Consider the following 18,702-nt stretch of genomic DNA (forward strand, 5'->3'; position numbering starts at 1 on the left):
TCGTTTTTTGGGCGAGCAAAAAATGAAAAAGGAAACTTCCAAACCAGGTAAGTTGCTTTTTGAATTATAAAAAAACAAACCTAAATATCAGGGTTTTAAAAATACGTCAATGGTAACTTGTTTCAGCTTCTAACATGTTTTAATTATTAACATCTTAGATTCTGAAATGAATTCAGAATGACGATTTTAAAAGCCTTTCAGACAACCTCTTTTACTTAGTAAAAATTTTATTAAAGCACTTTTTAAGACACCGCCTTAAGTTTACTTATCGTAGACTTATTTAGTTTTTCTTCAGCATAAGCGCGAGAAACCTTTAGCTTGCTCTTACCACTTTCGGGCATTTCAAACATCGCATCGGTAAGAATCGCTTCACATAAAGATCTTAATCCTCTTGCTCCTAATCTGTATTCTACAGCCTTTTCAACTATATAATCCAGCGCATCATCTGTCATTTCGAACTCGATATCATCCATTTCAAACAATTTTTGATATTGTTTTACAATGGCGTTTTTCGGTTCAGTCAAAATAGAACGAAGCGTAGTTTCATCCAGCGGATTCATATAAGTAAGCGCCGGTAACCTTCCTATTATTTCAGGAATAAGTCCGAAATCTTTTAAATCCTTCGGAATAATATATTTAAGCAGATTAGTCCTTTCTATTTTATCGTCACTTTTTGAAGCACTAAAACCAACCGCCTGCATATTTAAACGCTTACTGATGTTACGTTCAATCCCATCAAAAGCTCCTCCTGCTATGAAAAGAATATTTTCGGTATCTACCTCAACAAATTTTTGATCGGGGTGTTTACGACCTCCTTTTGGTGGCACGTTAACCGTGGTTCCTTCCAGCAATTTTAATAAAGCCTGCTGAACACCTTCTCCAGAAACATCCCGGGTAATTGAAGGGTTATCGCTCTTACGGGCGATTTTATCTATCTCATCAATAAATACAATTCCGCGTTGCGCTTTTTCAACATTATAATCGGCTGCCTGAAGCAATCTCGTTAAAATACCCTCAACATCTTCACCTACATAACCAGCCTCGGTAAGTACCGTAGCATCTACAATAGCTAAAGGAACATTAAGCATTTTAGCAATGGTTTTGGCGATAAGGGTTTTACCTGTACCTGTTTCCCCAACCATAATGATGTTAGATTTTTGAATTTCAACATCATCGTCACTTGCCGGTTGCAACAACCTTTTATAGTGGTTATAAACAGCTACAGACATCACTTTTTTGGTCGCTTCCTGCCCTATTACATATTGGTCTAAAAACTCTTTGATCACTTTTGGTTTGCTCAGCATAAGGTCTGAAGACAATTCCTTGGCTTCTCCCTGTTTAAGCTCCTCCATAACAATACCGTGCGCCTGCTCTATACATTTATCACATATATGCGCGTCCAGTCCTGCTATAAGTAAGTTGGTTTCGGGTTTTTTCCTACCACAAAACGAACATTCTAATTCTTCTTTCGCCATTTCATCAAATTTCAATTTGCAGTCTATAAAATAATAAACTGAAAATTAATTCCTATCCTTCTCTCGTTAAAATCTCATCGATCATTCCGTATTCCCTGGCTTTTTCGGCCTTCATCCAATAATCACGATCACTATCTTCCTCAATCTTCTCGTAGGATTGACCAGAATGTGAAGCGATGATTTCATATAACTCCTTCTTAAGAGTTAATATTTCTCTCGCTGTAATTTCTATATCACTGGCCTGACCCTGAGCCCCGCCAAGTGGCTGGTGAATCATTACCCTTGAATGCGGCAAACCGCTTCGTTTTCCTTTTTCACCTGCACAAAGTAATACTGCGCCCATTGAAGCTGCCATTCCTGTACAAATTGTAGCTACATCTGGTTTTATAAACTGCATCGTATCATAAATTCCCAAACCTGCATAAACGCTTCCACCCGGAGAGTTGATATAGATCTGGATATCTTTAGAAGCATCTGTACTTTCCAAAAAAAGCATTTGCGCCTGGATGATATTAGCCACCTGATCGTTCACCATAGTCCCCATAAAGATAATCCTATCCATCATCAATCTGGAAAAAACATCCATAGCAACAGCATTCATTTGTCGCTCTTCAATAATATTAGGCGTCATTCCCGTAGGAGTCATACTGCCCACTATCTTTTGGTAGTAATTACTATTTATACCGTGATGTTTAGTGGCGTATTTTTCAAATTCTTTTCCGTAATCCATCAATTTTTCTGTTTTTAAGCTTTTTTCTTAGCTGCCTTTTAAGTGAAAAGGCGTTAACCCAAATGGTTTAACGCCTTAAATATAAGTATAAATTTATAGAAAAAGCTTACTCATAAATCTCTTTCACAAATTCATCGTAAGTCACTTCTTTTTCTTCAAAAGCCATTTTCTCTTTGTAGAAATCAAGCAATTTTTCGTTCATTAATTGCTCTGAAAGTCTTTTTACCTCGTCCTGATTAGAAAGTATTCTTGCCGCAATATCGTCAAGCTCTTTATCTTCAGGATTCATCTGGCCAAACTGTGCCATTTGCTCTTTAATCTTTTCTTTAGCGAAAGATTTAAGATCTTCAAATTCTACAGTAAGCTTATTTTCGTTTACTATTTTACCTTCAATTAACTGGTAACGCAAACCTTCTTCGCTCTTTTCATACTCTTCTTTGGCTTCATCCTCTGTCATTGGTTTTTCACCAACAGTTTGAATCCATTTTTGAAGAAAATCTTTTGGAAGTTCAAAGTTTGTCTGTTCTATAAGCTGCTTGGTCACATCGTTCATTAACTGCTGATCGCTCTGCTGCTTGAATTGCTTTGCTGCATCTTCCTTGATCTTTTCTTTAAGCTCGTCTTCACTGCTTACTTTACCTTCGCCAAAAAGCTTATCGAATAATTCCTGGTTAAGTTCAGCCAGTTCTCTATGGTTGATCTCTTTTACCGTGAATTCAACTTCAATATCAAGATCGTGAGCTTTATCGTGCTCTATTCCTAAATGCTGAATAAGATCGTGGTCTTCTTCAAATAGGTTCTTTGTCTTTAAAGTGAAAGAATCTCCAACTTTAGCACCAACAAATTTACCAAGGTTTCTTTTTCCTTTGATTTTCTCCAATTCTACTGAAGTTTCCTTTTCGATTCCTTCTTCTTCATTTTTGAAAGTTCCGGCAACGATATCTCCTTCTTCAGCCTCATTCTTAGAAGTTATTTTCCCATACTGTTTGCGCATAGATTCAATTTGGTTGTTCACCATTTTTTCATCTGCAACGATATTATAATGAGTAACCGGCTTATCAAGGTCAAGTTTAACATCAAATTCCGGAGCCAAACCAAGTTCGAACTCAAATGTATATTCTTCTTTATTCCAATCGAAGTTTTCCTGTTCTTTTGGAATAGGGTTTCCAAGTACATCCAGTTTTTCTTCGGTAAGATATTTATTAAGCGAATCCTGTAAAAGTTTATTTACTTCATCTACCAACACAGCCTGACCGTATTGTTTTTTCACCATTCCCATAGGCACGTGCCCTTTTCTAAATCCGGGGATATTGGCATTTTTACGGTAATCTTTTAGAATTTTATCAACTTTACCGGCATAGTCTTCTTTGGCGATATCTACTTTTACCACCGCATTCAATTCATCAATATTCTCTCTGGTAATATTCATCTTGACTTGTTATAAAAATTGGAGTGCAAAATTACACTTTTTTCCCTAGTCCGCAAAGTTTCAAATTATTGAATTTCAGCAATATTGTGCTAATCTTTTCCTAATAAAGAAAACAGGAGTGACTGAAAGAGGGATAAAAGTAAACTAAAAAGCAGGGCGATAAAAAATCCGCTAACTCCAAATCCGGAAACAAAAGCATCGGCAAGCAAAATAATTATCGCATTAATTACCAGTAAAAACAAGCCCAGGGTTAAAATAGTAACGGGAAGGGTTAGAATTACCAGAACAGGCTTTACCAATAAATTCAGAATCGCCAGTACAACTGCTACAATAATAGCTGTCACATACCCTGCCACCTCAACTCCGGGTAAAAATTTAGCAAGTATAACCACGGCCAGCGCAGTAAGCAATATTCTCAATATAAAATTCATAATTACAAGATTAGTTAGTTTTTGAAAAATACAAAAAACGCCGGGAAAAATCCGGCGTTTAATTTTTGCAGTAAAGCAATTCTTCTTATTGAACGTCGTTACTTAAAGTAACCGTGCTATAAGTTCCCACATTTACTTTAGGCACCCCTGCATTATATGTTGAGTTGATTACATCAATAATCTCGTTGGCTATAACTGCATATCCCCGAGGGGTTAAATGAACCCCGTCCAATGAGAACGCGCCACCTGAAGCAAATTCAGAAGTAATAGTACCACCGTCAAAAGAAATACCTCCTTCTGCCAGTTCATTCAACAAAGCCTGAGAATCTACATACCCCAAGCCATTAGCATCAGCAATAGCCTCTATAGAAGCATTGTATGCTGAAGTTGCCTGCCTAACATTAGCTATTTCAGCTTCATCTAAAGCATCCTCATCATCTATTCCATTTACCGCAGCAAAAAGTGTATTCGCTTCTTCCTGAGTTGGCATTTGCCCTTGTTGTAAAGCTCCCAGAATTTGCATAACCTGAGGCGAAAGACTAACCGCTCCATAACCTTGCGCTAAGGCTGACCGATCTATGGTTAAAAGTAATTTTTCATCTGAGGTCATTTGTCTGAACCCAAGTGGATTTGATTCTGAAGGCTCTACATCGATTATAAATCTGTTCGGGCCTTCATTAAATGTAATTGCATACTGAGCTGCCAAAGTCATGGCCTGTTCCTCCGGAACACCCTGTTGCATCAACCCACCCGCAAAAACCTGAGAAACGGCCTGAAAAAACCCGGTTAAATTTGCTGCAGTTTCAGCATCAAGGGCAAGCGCATTATTTGGTATAGTATTAAAGAAAGGCACCGCAGCAACGTCTGGAATATTAACTAAAACCCCTCCGCTTGCTGAAGCCGACAATACCTGAACCATTTGCTGATAAATACCTGCAAAGGCATTAGGATCTGTAATATCGTCTGGACCGTAAGTTGAAGGATCTAAGTTATTCAATTGAAATTCTCCTGTTCCCCCGGAAGTTGCATAGCCAAGTACATCGTTATTTCCAATCCATAGAGAAAAGAAGGTAGGATTTTGTGCAAGCGCGTCTTCCAATACTGTTGCATTTGGAGCAGAAGCAAATCTCGCAAAATAAGGATTTGCAGTCCCAGTCGCTATATTTTGCACATTCCCATAACCAGAAAATCCAAGATGGTAAGATTTAGCACCAGGAACTCCCATATTACTAAAAGGTCCCTGCAGAACATTTCCGACTTCAGTAGAAGCCTGCATCCCGGTATAAATCTGCGGTGAAGGACTACCACCTTCTCCTACTGCCAGGACTAGTCGGTTTTGAGTGATTTGGTTTCCGCCTAACAAAAGCCCACCTGCATTATCGTTCATGAAGGGAATAGTAAACTCCTCGATATCCTGAGTCTTTTCAAACTGCTGAGCAAGTATATTAGGATAAGAATTCTCCTGGCCGGTAATATAAAGGGCATTATCTGCATAACCTGCAGTAAGTGAATTACCCAGGGCTACATATCGTGTAAAATCGGCTTCTCCATTACTATACGCTCCAGGTTTGTCTACCGGGTTATCAAATTCTGGCTCACAGGAAACTATTCCCAGCGCCAATATTGCTATATATTTAAAATACTGTTTCATCTTCTAAATTTTATAATTTGTAGGTTACACCAAGTCCCGGAATAAATGCCGAAGTCTTATAAGTTCCTTCAAAAGGAACGCTTTGTCCATTTTCCGTATAGTAATCGTAAGATTCATTTACCTCTTCATACCTGTTATAAAGGAAAGCTGCATCTATAGAGAATTTCTCGTTTACGTGTAAAGACAGTCCACCGGTAAATCCGTGAGCATCGTTTCTAGGAGTTTCAGGAGCAAAGTAACCTGACTGTACCGGAGATTCATCGAAATAATATCCAACTCTTAAGGTAACGGTTTCGTTTGCAAGATACTGCATACCAAATCTGTAAGTAGCGGAGTTTTTATAGTTTCTTGGGTTTTGAGAATCAGGAATTTGATCATTTGCGAAGTCTAAATCTAAAGACTCGTATACATCCCAGTAGGTCATGTTATAATCGAAAGCAAAAAGCCATTTATCTAAAAGTTGATATGAAACTCCTACAGAAAGTTCAGCAGGCATTGGCAATGAAGCGTCAAATTGCGTATTCTGGAATGGGGTTAAAGGAGAATTTGGAACATTTTGAAATGTAGCATCTCCACCTTCAGCATCAACCATAATTTCACTTCGGTAGTTAATACCAAAACGCAAATCTTCTGTAGCATTATACATTGCACTGGCTGACCATCCAAAGGCGCTAACACCACTGGCATCTACGGTTACATTGGCACGGCTTCCTTCTATATCGCTTAAGGTACGGTTAAGGTTACGATTAAAGTTTACCGATCCATTTACATAGATTGGCCCACCACCAACACTTAATTTATCTGATATTTTTACAGAAGCTAAAGCCTGAATATAAATAGCCTGAAGATCTATATTATTTACCAAATGAGATCCGGCCCAATCTGTAGGCCATGCTACGCTACTCCCATAAGGCGTGTAAGCGGCTAAACCTAAAGTTAACCAATCGTTTACTCGATAAGATCCATAAAGATAAAACGGCGTACCTACACCACTATCCGTTTGGGAACTAAGTCCGAATTCTGAATTTTGGTATTTTACGTTAGAAAATACAGCACTGGCACCAGCGGCTACATTTATCTTATTCTCAAGATACACCAACCCTGCCGGGTTAAAAAAAGCAAGCTCGGCATTGTTCACTACCGCTACCCCTGTGTGACCCATAGCCAGCGATCTTTGTCCCTGAAGACTCACCCTATACCCACCTGCATAAGTTACCGCAGCCATTAGACCAAAAAGGCCCAGGAAAAGTAATTTTTTCATAATTGAATTAGATTTATTTGTATTCTAATAATTTGTTGACCTCAAATTTAGCATAAATTACATATTACTCAACAAAATTGCAGAATTTATTATGCACACATAATAAATTTAGAAGGATTTTAAAGAAAGTTAACCACAGCTTTATAGAAATCGTTCATTTTCTCAGCGTGAACCCAATGTCCGGCATTTGCGATTTCTTCAAAGATTACTTCTGGAAATTGTTCCTTAATTTTTGGTCTATCTTCTTCTTTAATATAATTTGAATTTTCCCCTTTTATAAAAAGCGTAGGACCGTTAAAAGATTTATCCTGCGGAAGTGCTTTACCAACTTCTTCAATATTATTTTTTAAGGTTTCCAGGTTTACTTTTAGGCAGTAAGTTCCTTCGGACTTTCGATTTAAATTTTTCAGCAGAAAAAGTCTAATCGGTTTTTCCGAAATAAACTCTGAAAGCAACATATCGGCTTCCTGTCTTGATTCCAGATCGGCGTCTTCCAAAGCTGTTAATCCATCCAGAATTTGCTGATGATGCGGTTCATAATATTTGGGCGCAATGTCTACTACGATAAGCTTTTCTACCAGATTCGGGTATTCAGCCGCAGCAAGCATTGCGGTTTTACCTCCCATAGAATGCCCCATTAAAATGATTTCTGATAAAGAGTGTTGCTCGCAGTATTCTTTAATATCTTCAGCCATAAGCTCATAGCTATGCTCATTGGTATGTGGACTTTTTCCGTGATTTCTTTGATCTATAAGATGCACCTGAAAATCCTTTTCTTCAGCAAGTTTATTGCCAATGGTTTTCCAGTTATCGCTCATTCCTAAAAAGCCGTGAAGAATTAGAAGTGGATCTCCCTCTCCGATTATTATAGAATTTAGTTTCATTGTAATTTAGTTTTTGGAAAAAGAATTATTTCAGCAGCTCAAGGTATTTTTGGATGGTAGTTTCCAGTCCTAAATATAAAGCTTCAGCAATTAACGCGTGGCCAATAGAAACTTCATCTAAATAAGGCACATTCTCTTTAAAATATTTGATGTTATCTAAGGAAAGATCGTGACCAGCATTAATCCCCAAACCTAATTGATGCGCAATAGTTGCACATCTTTTATAAGATTCCACCCCTGTTTTGTCGCCTTCAGCATATTTTACCGCAAACTCCTCGGTATATAGTTCTATGCGGTCTGTGCCTGTTTCTGCAGCTCCTTCGATCATTTTCTCATCGGGATCTACAAAAATAGAGGTGCGTATTCCGTTATTTTTAAACTCCTGGATTACTTCCTGAAGAAATCCTTTATTTTTAATGGTGTCCCAGCCGGCGTTAGAAGTGATTGCGTCTTCGGCATCTGGCACCAAAGTAACCTGGGCCGGTTTGGCTTCCATCACCAGATTAATAAATTTAGCTACCGGATTTCCTTCAATGTTAAATTCCGTTCCCACGATAGGCGAAAGATCCCTCACATCTTTGTAAGTGATATGGCGCTCATCTGGTCTTGGGTGCACGGTGATACCCTGCCCGCCAAAAGACTCTATTTTTTTAGCCGCTTCTACTACGTTAGGAATATTACCTCCACGGGCATTTCTTAAAGTAGCAATTTTATTAATATTTACACTTAATTTCGTCATTTCCTAAGCTTTTGTTTAACAAAAATACAAACTTGTAAATGCCCTAATGAATTTTATTTTAATTAATTTGCATAAAAAGGAAGCGACATCATGGATATGAAAGATTTTATAATTAACGATGTCTCCATAAGGCATTTTTCTGACAAAATTGGGGAAGTCCAGGACTTGTTCAATCAGTTAACCTATTCACATTTACCGGTAGAAAACAACGGTATTTATATGGGCTGTATTTCAGAAAACGATATTCGCTGCTTTGAAGCTGATAAATCTTTGGAAGATTACCAGTACGCATTAGAAGGCTTCTTTGTTAGAAATACAGATTTTTGGTTGGATATTTTAGAAAGGTTTGCTCAAAACAACACCAATATTTTGCCGGTTTTAGATGAAGAAAACCATTATTTGGGTTATGTTGAGCTCAATGAAATTATTACCATATTTAACGAAACGCCTCTATTAAACGAAGCAGGAAATATTATTGTACTCCAAAAAGGAATTAAAGATTATTCTTTTAGCGAAATTACCCAGATTATAGAATCTAATAATGCGAACATTCTTGGCGTCTTTATTTCCAAAATTGAAAATGACGTAGCCCAGATTACGGTTAAATTAAGTCCTTCGGGAATCAATGAAATTATACAATCTTTCCGTAGATACGGGTATAAGATTATTTCAGAACACCGGGAAGACAATTTCAACAAAAATCTTAGAGATCGTTCTAAGTATTTGGATAAATTTATGAATATATGAAAGTAGGCATCTACGGTCAGTTTTACCACACCAATGCCGGAACCTATATAGGGCAGCTTCTGGAATTACTGAAGCGCGAAAATATTAAAGTGGTTATTGAAAAAGACTTCCTGGAGCTTATCCATCTAAATAAAACCATTGATGAAAATTACTCCCACTTCAGCACTTTTGAAGAATTAGATAACAGCTTTGACCTTTTCTTTTGTATTGGTGGCGATGGCACCATCTTAAAGTCTATTAATTATATCAGGAATTTAGATATTCCTATTGTTGGCATTAACACCGGAAGATTGGGTTTTCTGGCTACCATTCAAAAGGAAGATATTAAAGATAGTTTAAAGATTATATTAGATAAAAATTACAGTATTTCTTCCCGAAGTGTTCTAAATATTAGCACAAACCCTTCCAGCCACGATCCCGTGTTTAAAAATATTGCACTAAATGAAGTAGCGGTTAGCAGAAAAAACACCACATCTATGATTACCGTAGATACCTGGCTAAACGATCAATATTTAAATTCCTATTGGGCAGATGGTCTAATCGTTTCTACTCCCACCGGCTCAACAGGCTATTCGCTTAGCTGTGGCGGTCCGGTTATTACTCCAGATGCAGGTTCTCTTATTATCACACCAATTGCCCCACACAATTTAAACGCAAGACCTTTGGTTGTGAAAGACGACACTAAAATAACCCTCCGGGTTTCTGGCCGGGAAGATTCACATTTGGTATCTATGGATTCCCGTATTGCAACCCTGGAAAATGATACCGAGATCATTATAGAAAAAGCACCCTACACTATAAATCTGGTTGAACTTAAAGGCGATAGTTTCCTTCAAACCCTGCGCAAAAAGCTTATGTGGGGAGAAGATAAGCGCAATTAAGCAATAAATGATTTTAAAAACTGTTTAAGAATATATACAAATTTGCTCAAATTATTGTGGAGCAAACATAATTGTTATATTTGCAAACTTTTGAAAACCTATGAGGTACGTATTAGTTTTTGTAATCATGCTTGTTTTTGCAACAAAAACACATTCACAAACATTTGAAATAGGACCATATATTGGTGGCGCTAATTACATTGGAGATGTAGGGCGAACCAATTTTGTACTTCCTAGCGGCCTGGTTGGTGGCGCACTTCTTAAATGGAATCGCAGTCCTCGCCACGCTTTTAGATTCTCTCTATTATATGCCGAAATAAATGCTGATGATGCAAATTCTAATGATTTACGAAGAGTAAATAGAGGCTACTCATTTAGCAACACTATTGCAGAAGCTTCTTTAGGAATTGAATATAATTTTTGGAGTTTCGATCTTCACGAAGGTCATCCTCAAAGCACACCATATCTATATACTGGAATAACCTATTTTAGGGCAGATCATTTAGTTTTAGATGCCCCTTTTCCTAATGGCCAACTGGTGAACCAGGGAGCCAACTGGGATTTTGCAATTCCTGTGGTTTTTGGCTATAAAGAAAGCATTACCCGCCATATAGTAGGAGCCATGGAAATAGGTGTTCGGTATACATTTACCGACAATTTAGATGGAAGCTGGCCTGAAGAAGTATTTGGAAACAGAAGACCTACTATTGAATTTGGAAACAGAAACACCAACGACTGGTATGTTTTTACTGCGGTAAATTTAACCTTTTCCTGGGGTAGAGAACCTTGCTACAGCCGATTTTAAAATGAATTACAAAGACAACATAGACCTTAAAAAATTACCCAAACACGTTGCCATAATCATGGACGGCAATGGGCGTTGGGCAAGACAAAAAGGCTTTCTAAGGGCGGTAGGCCACGAAGAAGGCACCACCGCTGTGCGGGATGTTGTAGAAGCTTCAGCCGAAATTGGTATTGAATATCTAACACTTTATGCTTTTTCTACAGAAAACTGGAACCGACCAAAATTGGAGGTAGACACCTTAATGCGCTTATTGGTTTCATCCTTAAAAAAGGAAATCAAAACACTTCAGGACAATAATATTCGGCTAAATGCAATAGGAAATTTAAATACACTGCCTAAAAAAGTTTACAAAGAACTTCAGGAAGTTATAGAAAAAACAAAAAGCAATGATCGCATGGTGCTCAACCTTGCACTTAGCTATGGTTCACGGGAAGAACTAACCTCTGCTATAAAGGAAATTAGCCTGAAAGTTAAAAATAATGAAATAACGCCAGATGCTATTGATGAATCGGTTATAAATCAGCATCTTTACACCCGAAATTTTCCGGAGGTAGATTTACTAATCAGAACCAGCGGAGAGCAGCGTATAAGCAATTTCCTTTTATGGCAAATTGCCTATGCCGAATTATATTTTACAAAAATTTTGTGGCCAGATTTTAGAAAAGAAAATCTTTTTGAAGCCATTTACAATTATCAAAACAGAGAACGACGATTTGGAAAAACCAGTGAGCAACTTAGTTAGCGCATTCATGAAGAAGAAAGTATTTACCCTTCTGGCAATAGTATGTAGTTTAATTTTCAGCATTTCTTCACAAGCTCAGGGCTTACCATTAGCAGATGGCAAAAAGTATACAATTGGAGATATAAAAGTTACGGGGACCGTTAGTTTTAACGAGCAAACAGTAATCGCCTATACCGGACTAAAAAAAGGGGAAGAAATCTATATTCCAGGGGATAAAATTAGTAATATAATCAATAAACTATGGGATATTGATCAATTTAGCGACATTAACTTCTATATAACCAATGTTAGTGAAGACAATGTAGCTGATCTGGAAATTGAAATTCAGGAAGTTCCAAAGCTTAATAAAGTGCAGGTTACAGGGCTTAAAAAGCGTGAAAACGAAGAGATTCTAAAAGAAAATAAATTGAGGGCCGGGGCTAAAGTTTCTGAAAACCTTATTACCACTACCAAGAATTATATTGAAAATAAGTATCGTAAAGAAGGATATTTTAATGCTAAGGCAAAAATAAGCACCAGCGAGGTTACTGATACTACTTCAAATACCAACCTGGTAAATATGCTTATAGATATAGATCAGGGCGACCGTGTAAAAATTGCCGATATAAATTTCACAGGTAATGAAAAGTTTTCTGCCGCTAAACTTCGGGGAGCTATGAAAAACACCAAGCAAAAGAACCTCATCCGGTTCTGGAAAAGATCGAAATTTGTTAGGGCAGATTACCAGGAAGATAAAGAAAGCATTATAGATAAATATAAAGAAAGCGGTTATAGAGATGCCAGAATTGTAACAGATTCTTTAGTAGAAATTGACGACAAAACAATAGCTTTAAACCTGAAGGTAGAAGAAGGAGATCAATACTACATAGGAAACATTGAATATCTGGGAAATTCGGTTTATTCTGATGCCCAATTGCAACGTGCTTTAGGAATAAATAAAGGCGATGTTTATAACGGGGTTCTTTTAGACGAGCGAATTGCCGATGAAACCAAACCAGACGGTCAGGACCTTGCTAATTTATACAAGAACAACGGATATTTATTTTCCACCATCAATCTTGTAGAAACCAATGTCTATAACGATACAATAGATTTCGAAATAAGAATCGTTGAAGGAAAAGAAGCTTATTTTAATAATATTAAAGTAACCGGTAACGATAAAACAAAAGATCACGTAATCTATCGTGAGTTAAGAACAAAACCAGGACAAAAATATAGCCAGGAAGATGTAGTAAATACCGTAAGGGAACTTGGGCAACTTGGTTTTTTTGATGCGGAACAACTGGAACCAAAATTTGTTGATCCAGATCCACAATCGGGTACTCTAGATCTTGAATACTCTGTAGTGGAAGCGGGGGCCAGCCAAATAGAACTACAAGGGGGTTATGGCGGGGGTGGCTTTATTGGTACCTTAGGACTCTCGTTTAACAATTTCTCCTTATCTGGAATTTTTGACAAGGAAGCATACAAACCGGTACCAATGGGAGATGGGCAAACCCTTTCCCTTAGAGCACAAGCCAGTACTTTTTATCAAACCTACAGCCTTTCATTCCAGGAACCCTGGTTAGGAGGTAAAAAACCTGTAAGCCTTCAAACCTCTTTCTCTTACACGAGGCAATTTTTATTCGATTATTTAAACCGTCAGGCAGATAGAAGCAGGAGTTTTGATATTCTTGGAGTAAATGTGGGTTTAGCCAAACGTTTAACCATACCGGATCCTTATATGACGGTATCTCATTCTGTAGGTTTTCAACGATATAATTTAAATAATTACAATACCGGGCTATTTACTTTTGGTGATGGTCACTCAAATAACTTCACCTATACTTTCGGGCTTACAAGGGATAACACATACGTAAACCCTATTTTCCCAACCGGAGGTTCCAGGTTTAACCTCACCGCCAAATTCACTCCTCCTTACTCTTTATGGAATGGTGTTGATTATGCGAATTTAGACCAACAAAGAGAATTTCAATTAGAAGATGAAAACGGTAATCTCATAAACCGGCAAGGCCATAGAGTAACTCCCGATAACGCGGTTGGGGACCAACGAAAAATTGACCAAAAGAAATTTAACTGGTTAGAATTCTATAAAATTAAGTTTAGCGGAGAGTGGTTTACTCAAATCTACGACAAGCTTGTTTTAAGAACCAATGCTGAATACGGCTTCCTTGGAGCTTATAACAACGAGCGAGGTGTTCCTCCTTTCGAAAGATTCTTCGTTGGTGGTGATGGTCTTGGGGCCTTTAGTTTAGATGGTAGGGAGACCGTTCAGTTAAGAGGTTATCCAAACCAGTCTGTAGTGCCTTTAGATCGTCCGGCAGGAGTAAATGATGATGGTGCTACCATTTACAACAAATACTCTTTAGAACTTAGATATCCTATTACCTTAAAACCTTCTGCTTCTATTTATGCGCTTACTTTTTTAGAAGCAGGTGCATCTTATGACAACTTCAGGGATTTTAATCCTTTTCAGGTTAACAGATCAGCCGGTGCAGGTTTACGAATCTTTATGCCAGCCTTTGGATTACTTGGTATAGACTTTGGTTACGGGTTTGACTCAATTGGAGGGCAACCTGACGCTAATGGCTGGGAAACTCATTTCATAATTGGACAGCAATTTTAATTTGGCACGATATTTTCTATATTCGATTTAAGTATGCTTAAAAGAACTTTTTTATTCACACTTTTTATCTTGATTGGGTTCGGAGCAAACGCTCAAAAGCCAATAAACATAGGATTTGTGGACATGGAGTATATCCTTGAAAATGTTCCGGAATATCAGCAAGCTTCAACTCAATTAGACCAGCGGGTTAAAGAATGGCAAAATGAAATTGAGCAAAAACGTAAAGAGATTAATGAAATGAAAGCAAGTCTGCAAAATGAGCGTGCGCTTCTTACTCCTGAATTGATTGAAGAACGGGAAGAAGAGATAGCTTATCAACAGGAACAAGCTACAAATTATGAACAGAAGCGTTTTGGCCCCAAAGGTGATTATATGATTCAAAAGAGGCAGTTAATAAAGCCAATCCAGGATCAGGTTTTTGCTGCAGTACAGGAAATTGGAGAAAGTAGGAATTTTGATTATATCTTTGATAGAAATTCTGAATCGGGTATGCTTTTTGCCAGAAATCGTTTTGACCTTAGTGATCAGGTTCTAAGAAGCATTAACAGAGCTTCCAACCGAAAACAGATTGAAACAAAACAGGAAGAAAGAGAGCTTGAGAGAGCCGAAGCTCGCACGGTTGAAGAAGATGAAGAACTGAGTCAACGTGAGCAGGCTGTTGAGGATCGAAAAAGCGAACGTGAAGCATTAATAGAAGAACGAAAAAGAAAACAGGATTCTATTAAAGACGCGAGACAAAAAGCATTTGAAGAACGCAGAGAAAGAATTTTAAAGGAAAGACAAGAAAAAAGAGATTCTATACAAGCGGCCCGAGCGAAAAAAGACACAATAAACTAAATAATTTTTAACCTTAATATTTAAACAATTAATATCAATTAAAATGAAACAATTCAGAACACTTTTTATAGCCCTTGCATTAACCATAGGAGCTACTGCATTTACAAACGCACAAAGCAAAGTTGCCCATGTTGCTACACAGGAATTAGTAGAAACTATGCCGGCTTACAAAGATGCAATGTCTCAACTTGAAAAGTTAGAGAAAACTTATGATGCCGAGATTAAAGATATGTTGACTGAAGCCCAAAACACTATGCAACGTTACCAATCTGAAGCTGAAACAGTAACAGAGGAAGAAAACGCAAAAAGAGCGAGTGAACTTCAGGCAACTGAAAGAAGAATCCAGGAACACAGCCAAAGAGCAAGACAGGAACTTCAGAAAAAAGAAAATGACCTTATTAGACCGGTGATTGAAAGAGCCCGTCAAGCTATCCAAAAGGTTGCCAGAGAACAAGGGTTTGATTATGTACTTGACTCTACTACTGGAACAGGAGTAATTCTTGCTGATGGTAAAGACCTTATGGCTGATGTGAAAGCCGAGTTGGGAATGTAATTTTCAATCAATACATAAATAAAGAATAAAAACTGCGCCCCTTTTAGGCGCAGTTTTTATTTTTGCACCAATGAGCAATTCGCAACCCATAGGTATATTTGATTCTGGTGTAGGAGGAACTTCCATTTGGAGGGAAATTCACGAACTACTTCCCAACGAAAGAACCATTTATCTTGCCGATAGTAAAAACGCTCCGTACGGTGAAAAGCCTATTGAAGAAATAAAGCATTTAAGCAGAAAAAACACGGAAAAGTTGCTGGATATGGGCGCCAAGATTATTGTGATTGCCTGTAACACAGCCACTACAAACGCCATTAAAGACCTCAGGAATGAATATGCCATTCCGTTTATAGGAATTGAACCGGCAATTAAACCGGCAGCTCTAAATTCAAAATCGAAAACCATAGGGATCCTTGCCACCCGTGGAACTTTAACCAGCACTCTCTTTTCCCAGACTTCAGATTTTTACGCTAGAAATATCAACATAGTAGAAGTAGAAGGCCATGGCCTCGTAGAACTTATAGAAGCGGGAGAACTAGATTCCCCTCAAATGCGAAGCCACCTACTAAAACTTTTGGAACCGTTTTTTATAAATAAAATAGATTACCTGGTTTTGGGTTGCAGTCACTACCCATACCTCATCCCTATCCTTGAAGAATTACTGCCTAAAGATGTAGTGATTATAGATTCAGGAGAAGCGGTAGCCAGGCAAACCAGATCTATTCTTAGCGAAAAGAATCTATTACTAAAGGAAACATTACCGCATAAGCCTATCCCAGAATTTTTTAGCAATACCAATCCAAAGGTGTTAGAGAATTTAATTGAAGCTGTTCAAAATGGCTATAAAGTATCTTATCTGGATTTCTAATTAACAGCCGGGCATTTACAATACCAACGTTTTCTGCTTTTTCCAAAATCGTATCCAATAGTGAGTTGATGAAAACCATTATTGCTCAAGACCACAGAATTAAACTGGTAGCTAAAAGTATAGCCAAACATAAAATTCTTGTAGTCCAAACCAACAAAAGGAGTAATATACCGTAGCTGCTGACTTTGGACCTCTTCTCCTTGAGCAGTATATTCAGCCCCTTCAAAACTATTACGATAAGAAAGCCCCCCCCACAATTGGCCAAAATCAACATTTCGGTAAAATTTCATATTTAAATCGATATTCATTTCATTGGTGGCTTCCCGAAGTTGATATAAAATTGAAGGTTCGTAGCTCCAATCACCAAAATTATCGAAAACATACCCGGTAGAGAATAAATATTTACGTTGATTGCTGGGCACGGCATCAGAAAAGAAAAGCTCCCGTCTTACAGAAATCATATTTTTAGCAGCAAGGTGCGCATAGAAATCGAGATAGTAATAAGACATCCCAATATCCATATTCCCAAAAGCATCAGAAACATTATTGCCGTTTACGATAGGATCAAACTCGGTAAAACCGCTTTGATCTAATCTATGCTGTATAATCCCGGCACTTATTCCAAAAGAAAGCTGGTTCAGGTCTAATTCACTACGGGAAAAAAGTAAATGATAAGCCACTGTACCATAAGCACCTATTTTAGAAAAATTACCATTTTGGTCGTTAAATACAATTCCGCCTACGCCAAGTTTATCTCCTACCCTGCCATTAACCGCCAGGGTTTGTAAGCTGGGTGCATTATCTACGTCAAACCATTGCTGCCTTGCAGTAAGCCTTATTTGACTTCTATTAGCTGCACCAGCCATAGAAGGATGAATAAGATATAGATTATCGGTTAGGTAATCTGAATATATAGGGATTACTTCCTGAGCTTTCGCCGAAATACCCGATATAAACAAAAAAAATATTACTAAGAGGAATTTTATAGCAAACCTAAATCGGAAAGCTAAAAAAAATGATTTAAAGTAACTGATAAATAAAGTTCTAATCCCCATAAGAAAAGTAAAGATATAGATTAACTAAGTTTTCTTTAGTACTTTTGCAAAAAAAATGATATGAACACTTTCACCATAAATATACAAGCCACAAATAAACCGGGAATTATAAAATTTGAGACTAACAAATTTCTAACCCGGCACGAAAATTACGAGTTTAATAATATAGATGAAGCGGCTAAATCCCCACTAGCCCAGCAATTATTTTATTTACCTTTTGTAAAAACGGTTTATATCGCACAAAATTTTATTGCCATAGAGAAATATGATATCGTTGAATGGGATGATGTGCAGGTAGAAGTTGGTGCACAAATAGAAGAATTCTTAAATAAAGGCGGCGTGGTAATAAAGGATGATACCGACAAGCCAAAAAACGTTCCGGTTACGGTTTATGCAGAGAGTACTCCAAACCCGGGAGTAATGAAGTTTGTAGCCAACAAAAAACTGGTTTTAAAAACTGCGGAGTTTAAAAATATAGATGAGGCTAAAGATGCGCCCCTTGCGCAGCAACTTTTTCATTTTCCTTTTGTAAAAGCAGTTTTTATAGATTCCAACTACGTTTCTATTCACAAATACGATGTAGCCGATTGGGAAGAAATCACTCTGGAATTAAGGGAATTTATCACCAATTACCTGCAAGACGGGAAAGAGGTCCTAAAAGCTGAAGCTTCAGTTCCACAACAAACCGAAGCAGCGAGCCATCCTGCAAATCCGGAGGTGAGCCAGGAAATTAAAGATCTTGACGACACTTCAAAACAGGTCATCGCAATTTTAGATGAATATATTAAACCTGCTGTTGCGAGCGATGGTGGAAATATTCTGTTTGATTCCTATAATTCTGAAAGTAAAACCGTAAAAGTAATTCTCCAGGGAGCTTGCAGCGGTTGCCCGTCTTCCACAATGACGCTTAAGAGTGGAATTGAAACGATGCTAAGGGATATGCTTCGCGGAAAAGTAGACTACGTAGAAGCTGTTAACGGATAATTCT

General features: G+C 37.7%; 18 protein-coding genes. 9 read left to right on the forward strand and 9 right to left on the reverse strand.

Going from position 1 to position 18,702, the window contains the following annotated elements; all coding sequences use genetic code 11:
• Window positions 1–242: 242 nt before the first annotated feature.
• The 8 genes from clpX to LB467_RS07455 form a co-directional block, all read right to left on the reverse strand.
• The gene (gene clpX / locus LB467_RS07420; protein WP_224473403.1) at window positions 243–1,475 is read right to left on the reverse strand and encodes an ATP-dependent Clp protease ATP-binding subunit ClpX; all 1,233 of its coding nucleotides are present in this window, start codon (window positions 1,473–1,475) and stop codon (window positions 243–245) included.
• 52 nt (window positions 1,476–1,527) lie between these two features.
• Entirely contained in the window at window positions 1,528–2,205 is a 678-nt protein-coding gene (clpP, locus tag LB467_RS07425) for an ATP-dependent Clp endopeptidase proteolytic subunit ClpP (RefSeq protein ID WP_224473404.1), read from the reverse strand.
• 106 nt (window positions 2,206–2,311) lie between these two features.
• Window positions 2,312–3,634 (reverse strand): trigger factor, encoded by a 1,323-nt coding sequence (gene tig, locus LB467_RS07430; protein WP_224473405.1) that lies wholly within the window; start codon window positions 3,632–3,634, stop codon window positions 2,312–2,314.
• Between the two features lie 89 nt (window positions 3,635–3,723).
• The gene (locus LB467_RS07435) at window positions 3,724–4,065 is read right to left on the reverse strand and encodes a phage holin family protein (RefSeq protein WP_224473406.1); all 342 of its coding nucleotides are present in this window, start codon (window positions 4,063–4,065) and stop codon (window positions 3,724–3,726) included.
• Window positions 4,066–4,150: 85 nt separating this feature from the next.
• Window positions 4,151–5,716 carry an SGNH/GDSL hydrolase family protein gene (locus LB467_RS07440; protein ID WP_224473407.1) on the reverse strand — a complete coding sequence of 522 codons (1,566 nt, stop codon included), beginning with the start codon at window positions 5,714–5,716 and terminating at the stop codon, window positions 4,151–4,153.
• 10 nt (window positions 5,717–5,726) lie between these two features.
• Complete coding sequence (locus LB467_RS07445; protein WP_224473408.1) at window positions 5,727–6,977, reverse strand: OmpP1/FadL family transporter; 1,251 nt, start codon at window positions 6,975–6,977, stop codon at window positions 5,727–5,729.
• 119 nt (window positions 6,978–7,096) lie between these two features.
• Window positions 7,097–7,861, reverse strand: coding sequence for an alpha/beta fold hydrolase (locus LB467_RS07450; RefSeq protein ID WP_224473409.1), 765 nt, complete (start codon window positions 7,859–7,861; stop codon window positions 7,097–7,099).
• A 25-nt stretch (window positions 7,862–7,886) separates the two neighbouring features.
• Window positions 7,887–8,600, reverse strand: coding sequence for a pyridoxine 5'-phosphate synthase (locus LB467_RS07455; protein ID WP_224473410.1), 714 nt, complete (start codon window positions 8,598–8,600; stop codon window positions 7,887–7,889).
• A gap of 90 nt (window positions 8,601–8,690) precedes the next feature.
• Between LB467_RS07455 and LB467_RS07460 the strand changes: the two genes are divergently transcribed.
• The 8 genes from LB467_RS07460 to murI all read left to right on the forward strand — a co-directional run bounded on the left by LB467_RS07460 (window position 8,691) and on the right by murI (window position 16,659).
• Window positions 8,691–9,347, forward strand: coding sequence for a CBS domain-containing protein (locus LB467_RS07460; RefSeq protein WP_224473411.1), 657 nt, complete (start codon window positions 8,691–8,693; stop codon window positions 9,345–9,347).
• Window positions 9,344–10,228 (forward strand): NAD kinase, encoded by an 885-nt coding sequence (locus LB467_RS07465; RefSeq protein WP_224473412.1) that lies wholly within the window; start codon window positions 9,344–9,346, stop codon window positions 10,226–10,228. The genes LB467_RS07460 and LB467_RS07465 overlap by 4 nt, the downstream gene beginning before the upstream one ends.
• Before the next feature lie 100 nt (window positions 10,229–10,328).
• Window positions 10,329–11,033 carry a type IX secretion system protein PorG gene (gene porG, locus LB467_RS07470; protein WP_224473413.1) on the forward strand — a complete coding sequence of 235 codons (705 nt, stop codon included), beginning with the start codon at window positions 10,329–10,331 and terminating at the stop codon, window positions 11,031–11,033.
• 1 nt (window position 11,034) lies between these two features.
• Window positions 11,035–11,775, forward strand: coding sequence for an isoprenyl transferase (locus LB467_RS07475; RefSeq protein WP_224473414.1), 741 nt, complete (start codon window positions 11,035–11,037; stop codon window positions 11,773–11,775).
• A gap of 7 nt (window positions 11,776–11,782) precedes the next feature.
• Window positions 11,783–14,401, forward strand: coding sequence for a BamA/OMP85 family outer membrane protein (locus tag LB467_RS07480; protein WP_224473415.1), 2,619 nt, complete (start codon window positions 11,783–11,785; stop codon window positions 14,399–14,401).
• A 33-nt stretch (window positions 14,402–14,434) separates the two neighbouring features.
• Window positions 14,435–15,238 (forward strand): OmpH family outer membrane protein, encoded by an 804-nt coding sequence (locus LB467_RS07485; protein WP_224473416.1) that lies wholly within the window; start codon window positions 14,435–14,437, stop codon window positions 15,236–15,238.
• A gap of 43 nt (window positions 15,239–15,281) precedes the next feature.
• Window positions 15,282–15,791 (forward strand): OmpH family outer membrane protein, encoded by a 510-nt coding sequence (locus tag LB467_RS07490; protein WP_224473417.1) that lies wholly within the window; start codon window positions 15,282–15,284, stop codon window positions 15,789–15,791.
• A gap of 70 nt (window positions 15,792–15,861) precedes the next feature.
• Entirely contained in the window at window positions 15,862–16,659 is a 798-nt protein-coding gene (gene murI, locus LB467_RS07495) for a glutamate racemase (RefSeq protein WP_224473418.1), read from the forward strand.
• Here the strand turns inward: murI and LB467_RS07500 are convergent.
• Complete coding sequence (locus LB467_RS07500) at window positions 16,656–17,714, reverse strand: PorP/SprF family type IX secretion system membrane protein (RefSeq protein ID WP_224473419.1); 1,059 nt, start codon at window positions 17,712–17,714, stop codon at window positions 16,656–16,658. The two genes, murI and LB467_RS07500, sit on opposite strands and share 4 nt — an antisense overlap.
• A 60-nt stretch (window positions 17,715–17,774) precedes the next feature.
• Between LB467_RS07500 and LB467_RS07505 the strand changes: the two genes are divergently transcribed.
• Window positions 17,775–18,698: a NifU family protein gene (locus tag LB467_RS07505; RefSeq protein WP_224473420.1), complete on the forward strand. Its 924-nt coding sequence runs from the start codon at window positions 17,775–17,777 to the stop codon at window positions 18,696–18,698.
• Window positions 18,699–18,702: the final 4 nt, after the last annotated feature.

The sequence above is a fragment of the Salegentibacter tibetensis genome (genome assembly GCF_020164485.1).
Lineage (GTDB): Bacteria > Bacteroidota > Bacteroidia > Flavobacteriales > Flavobacteriaceae > Salegentibacter > Salegentibacter tibetensis.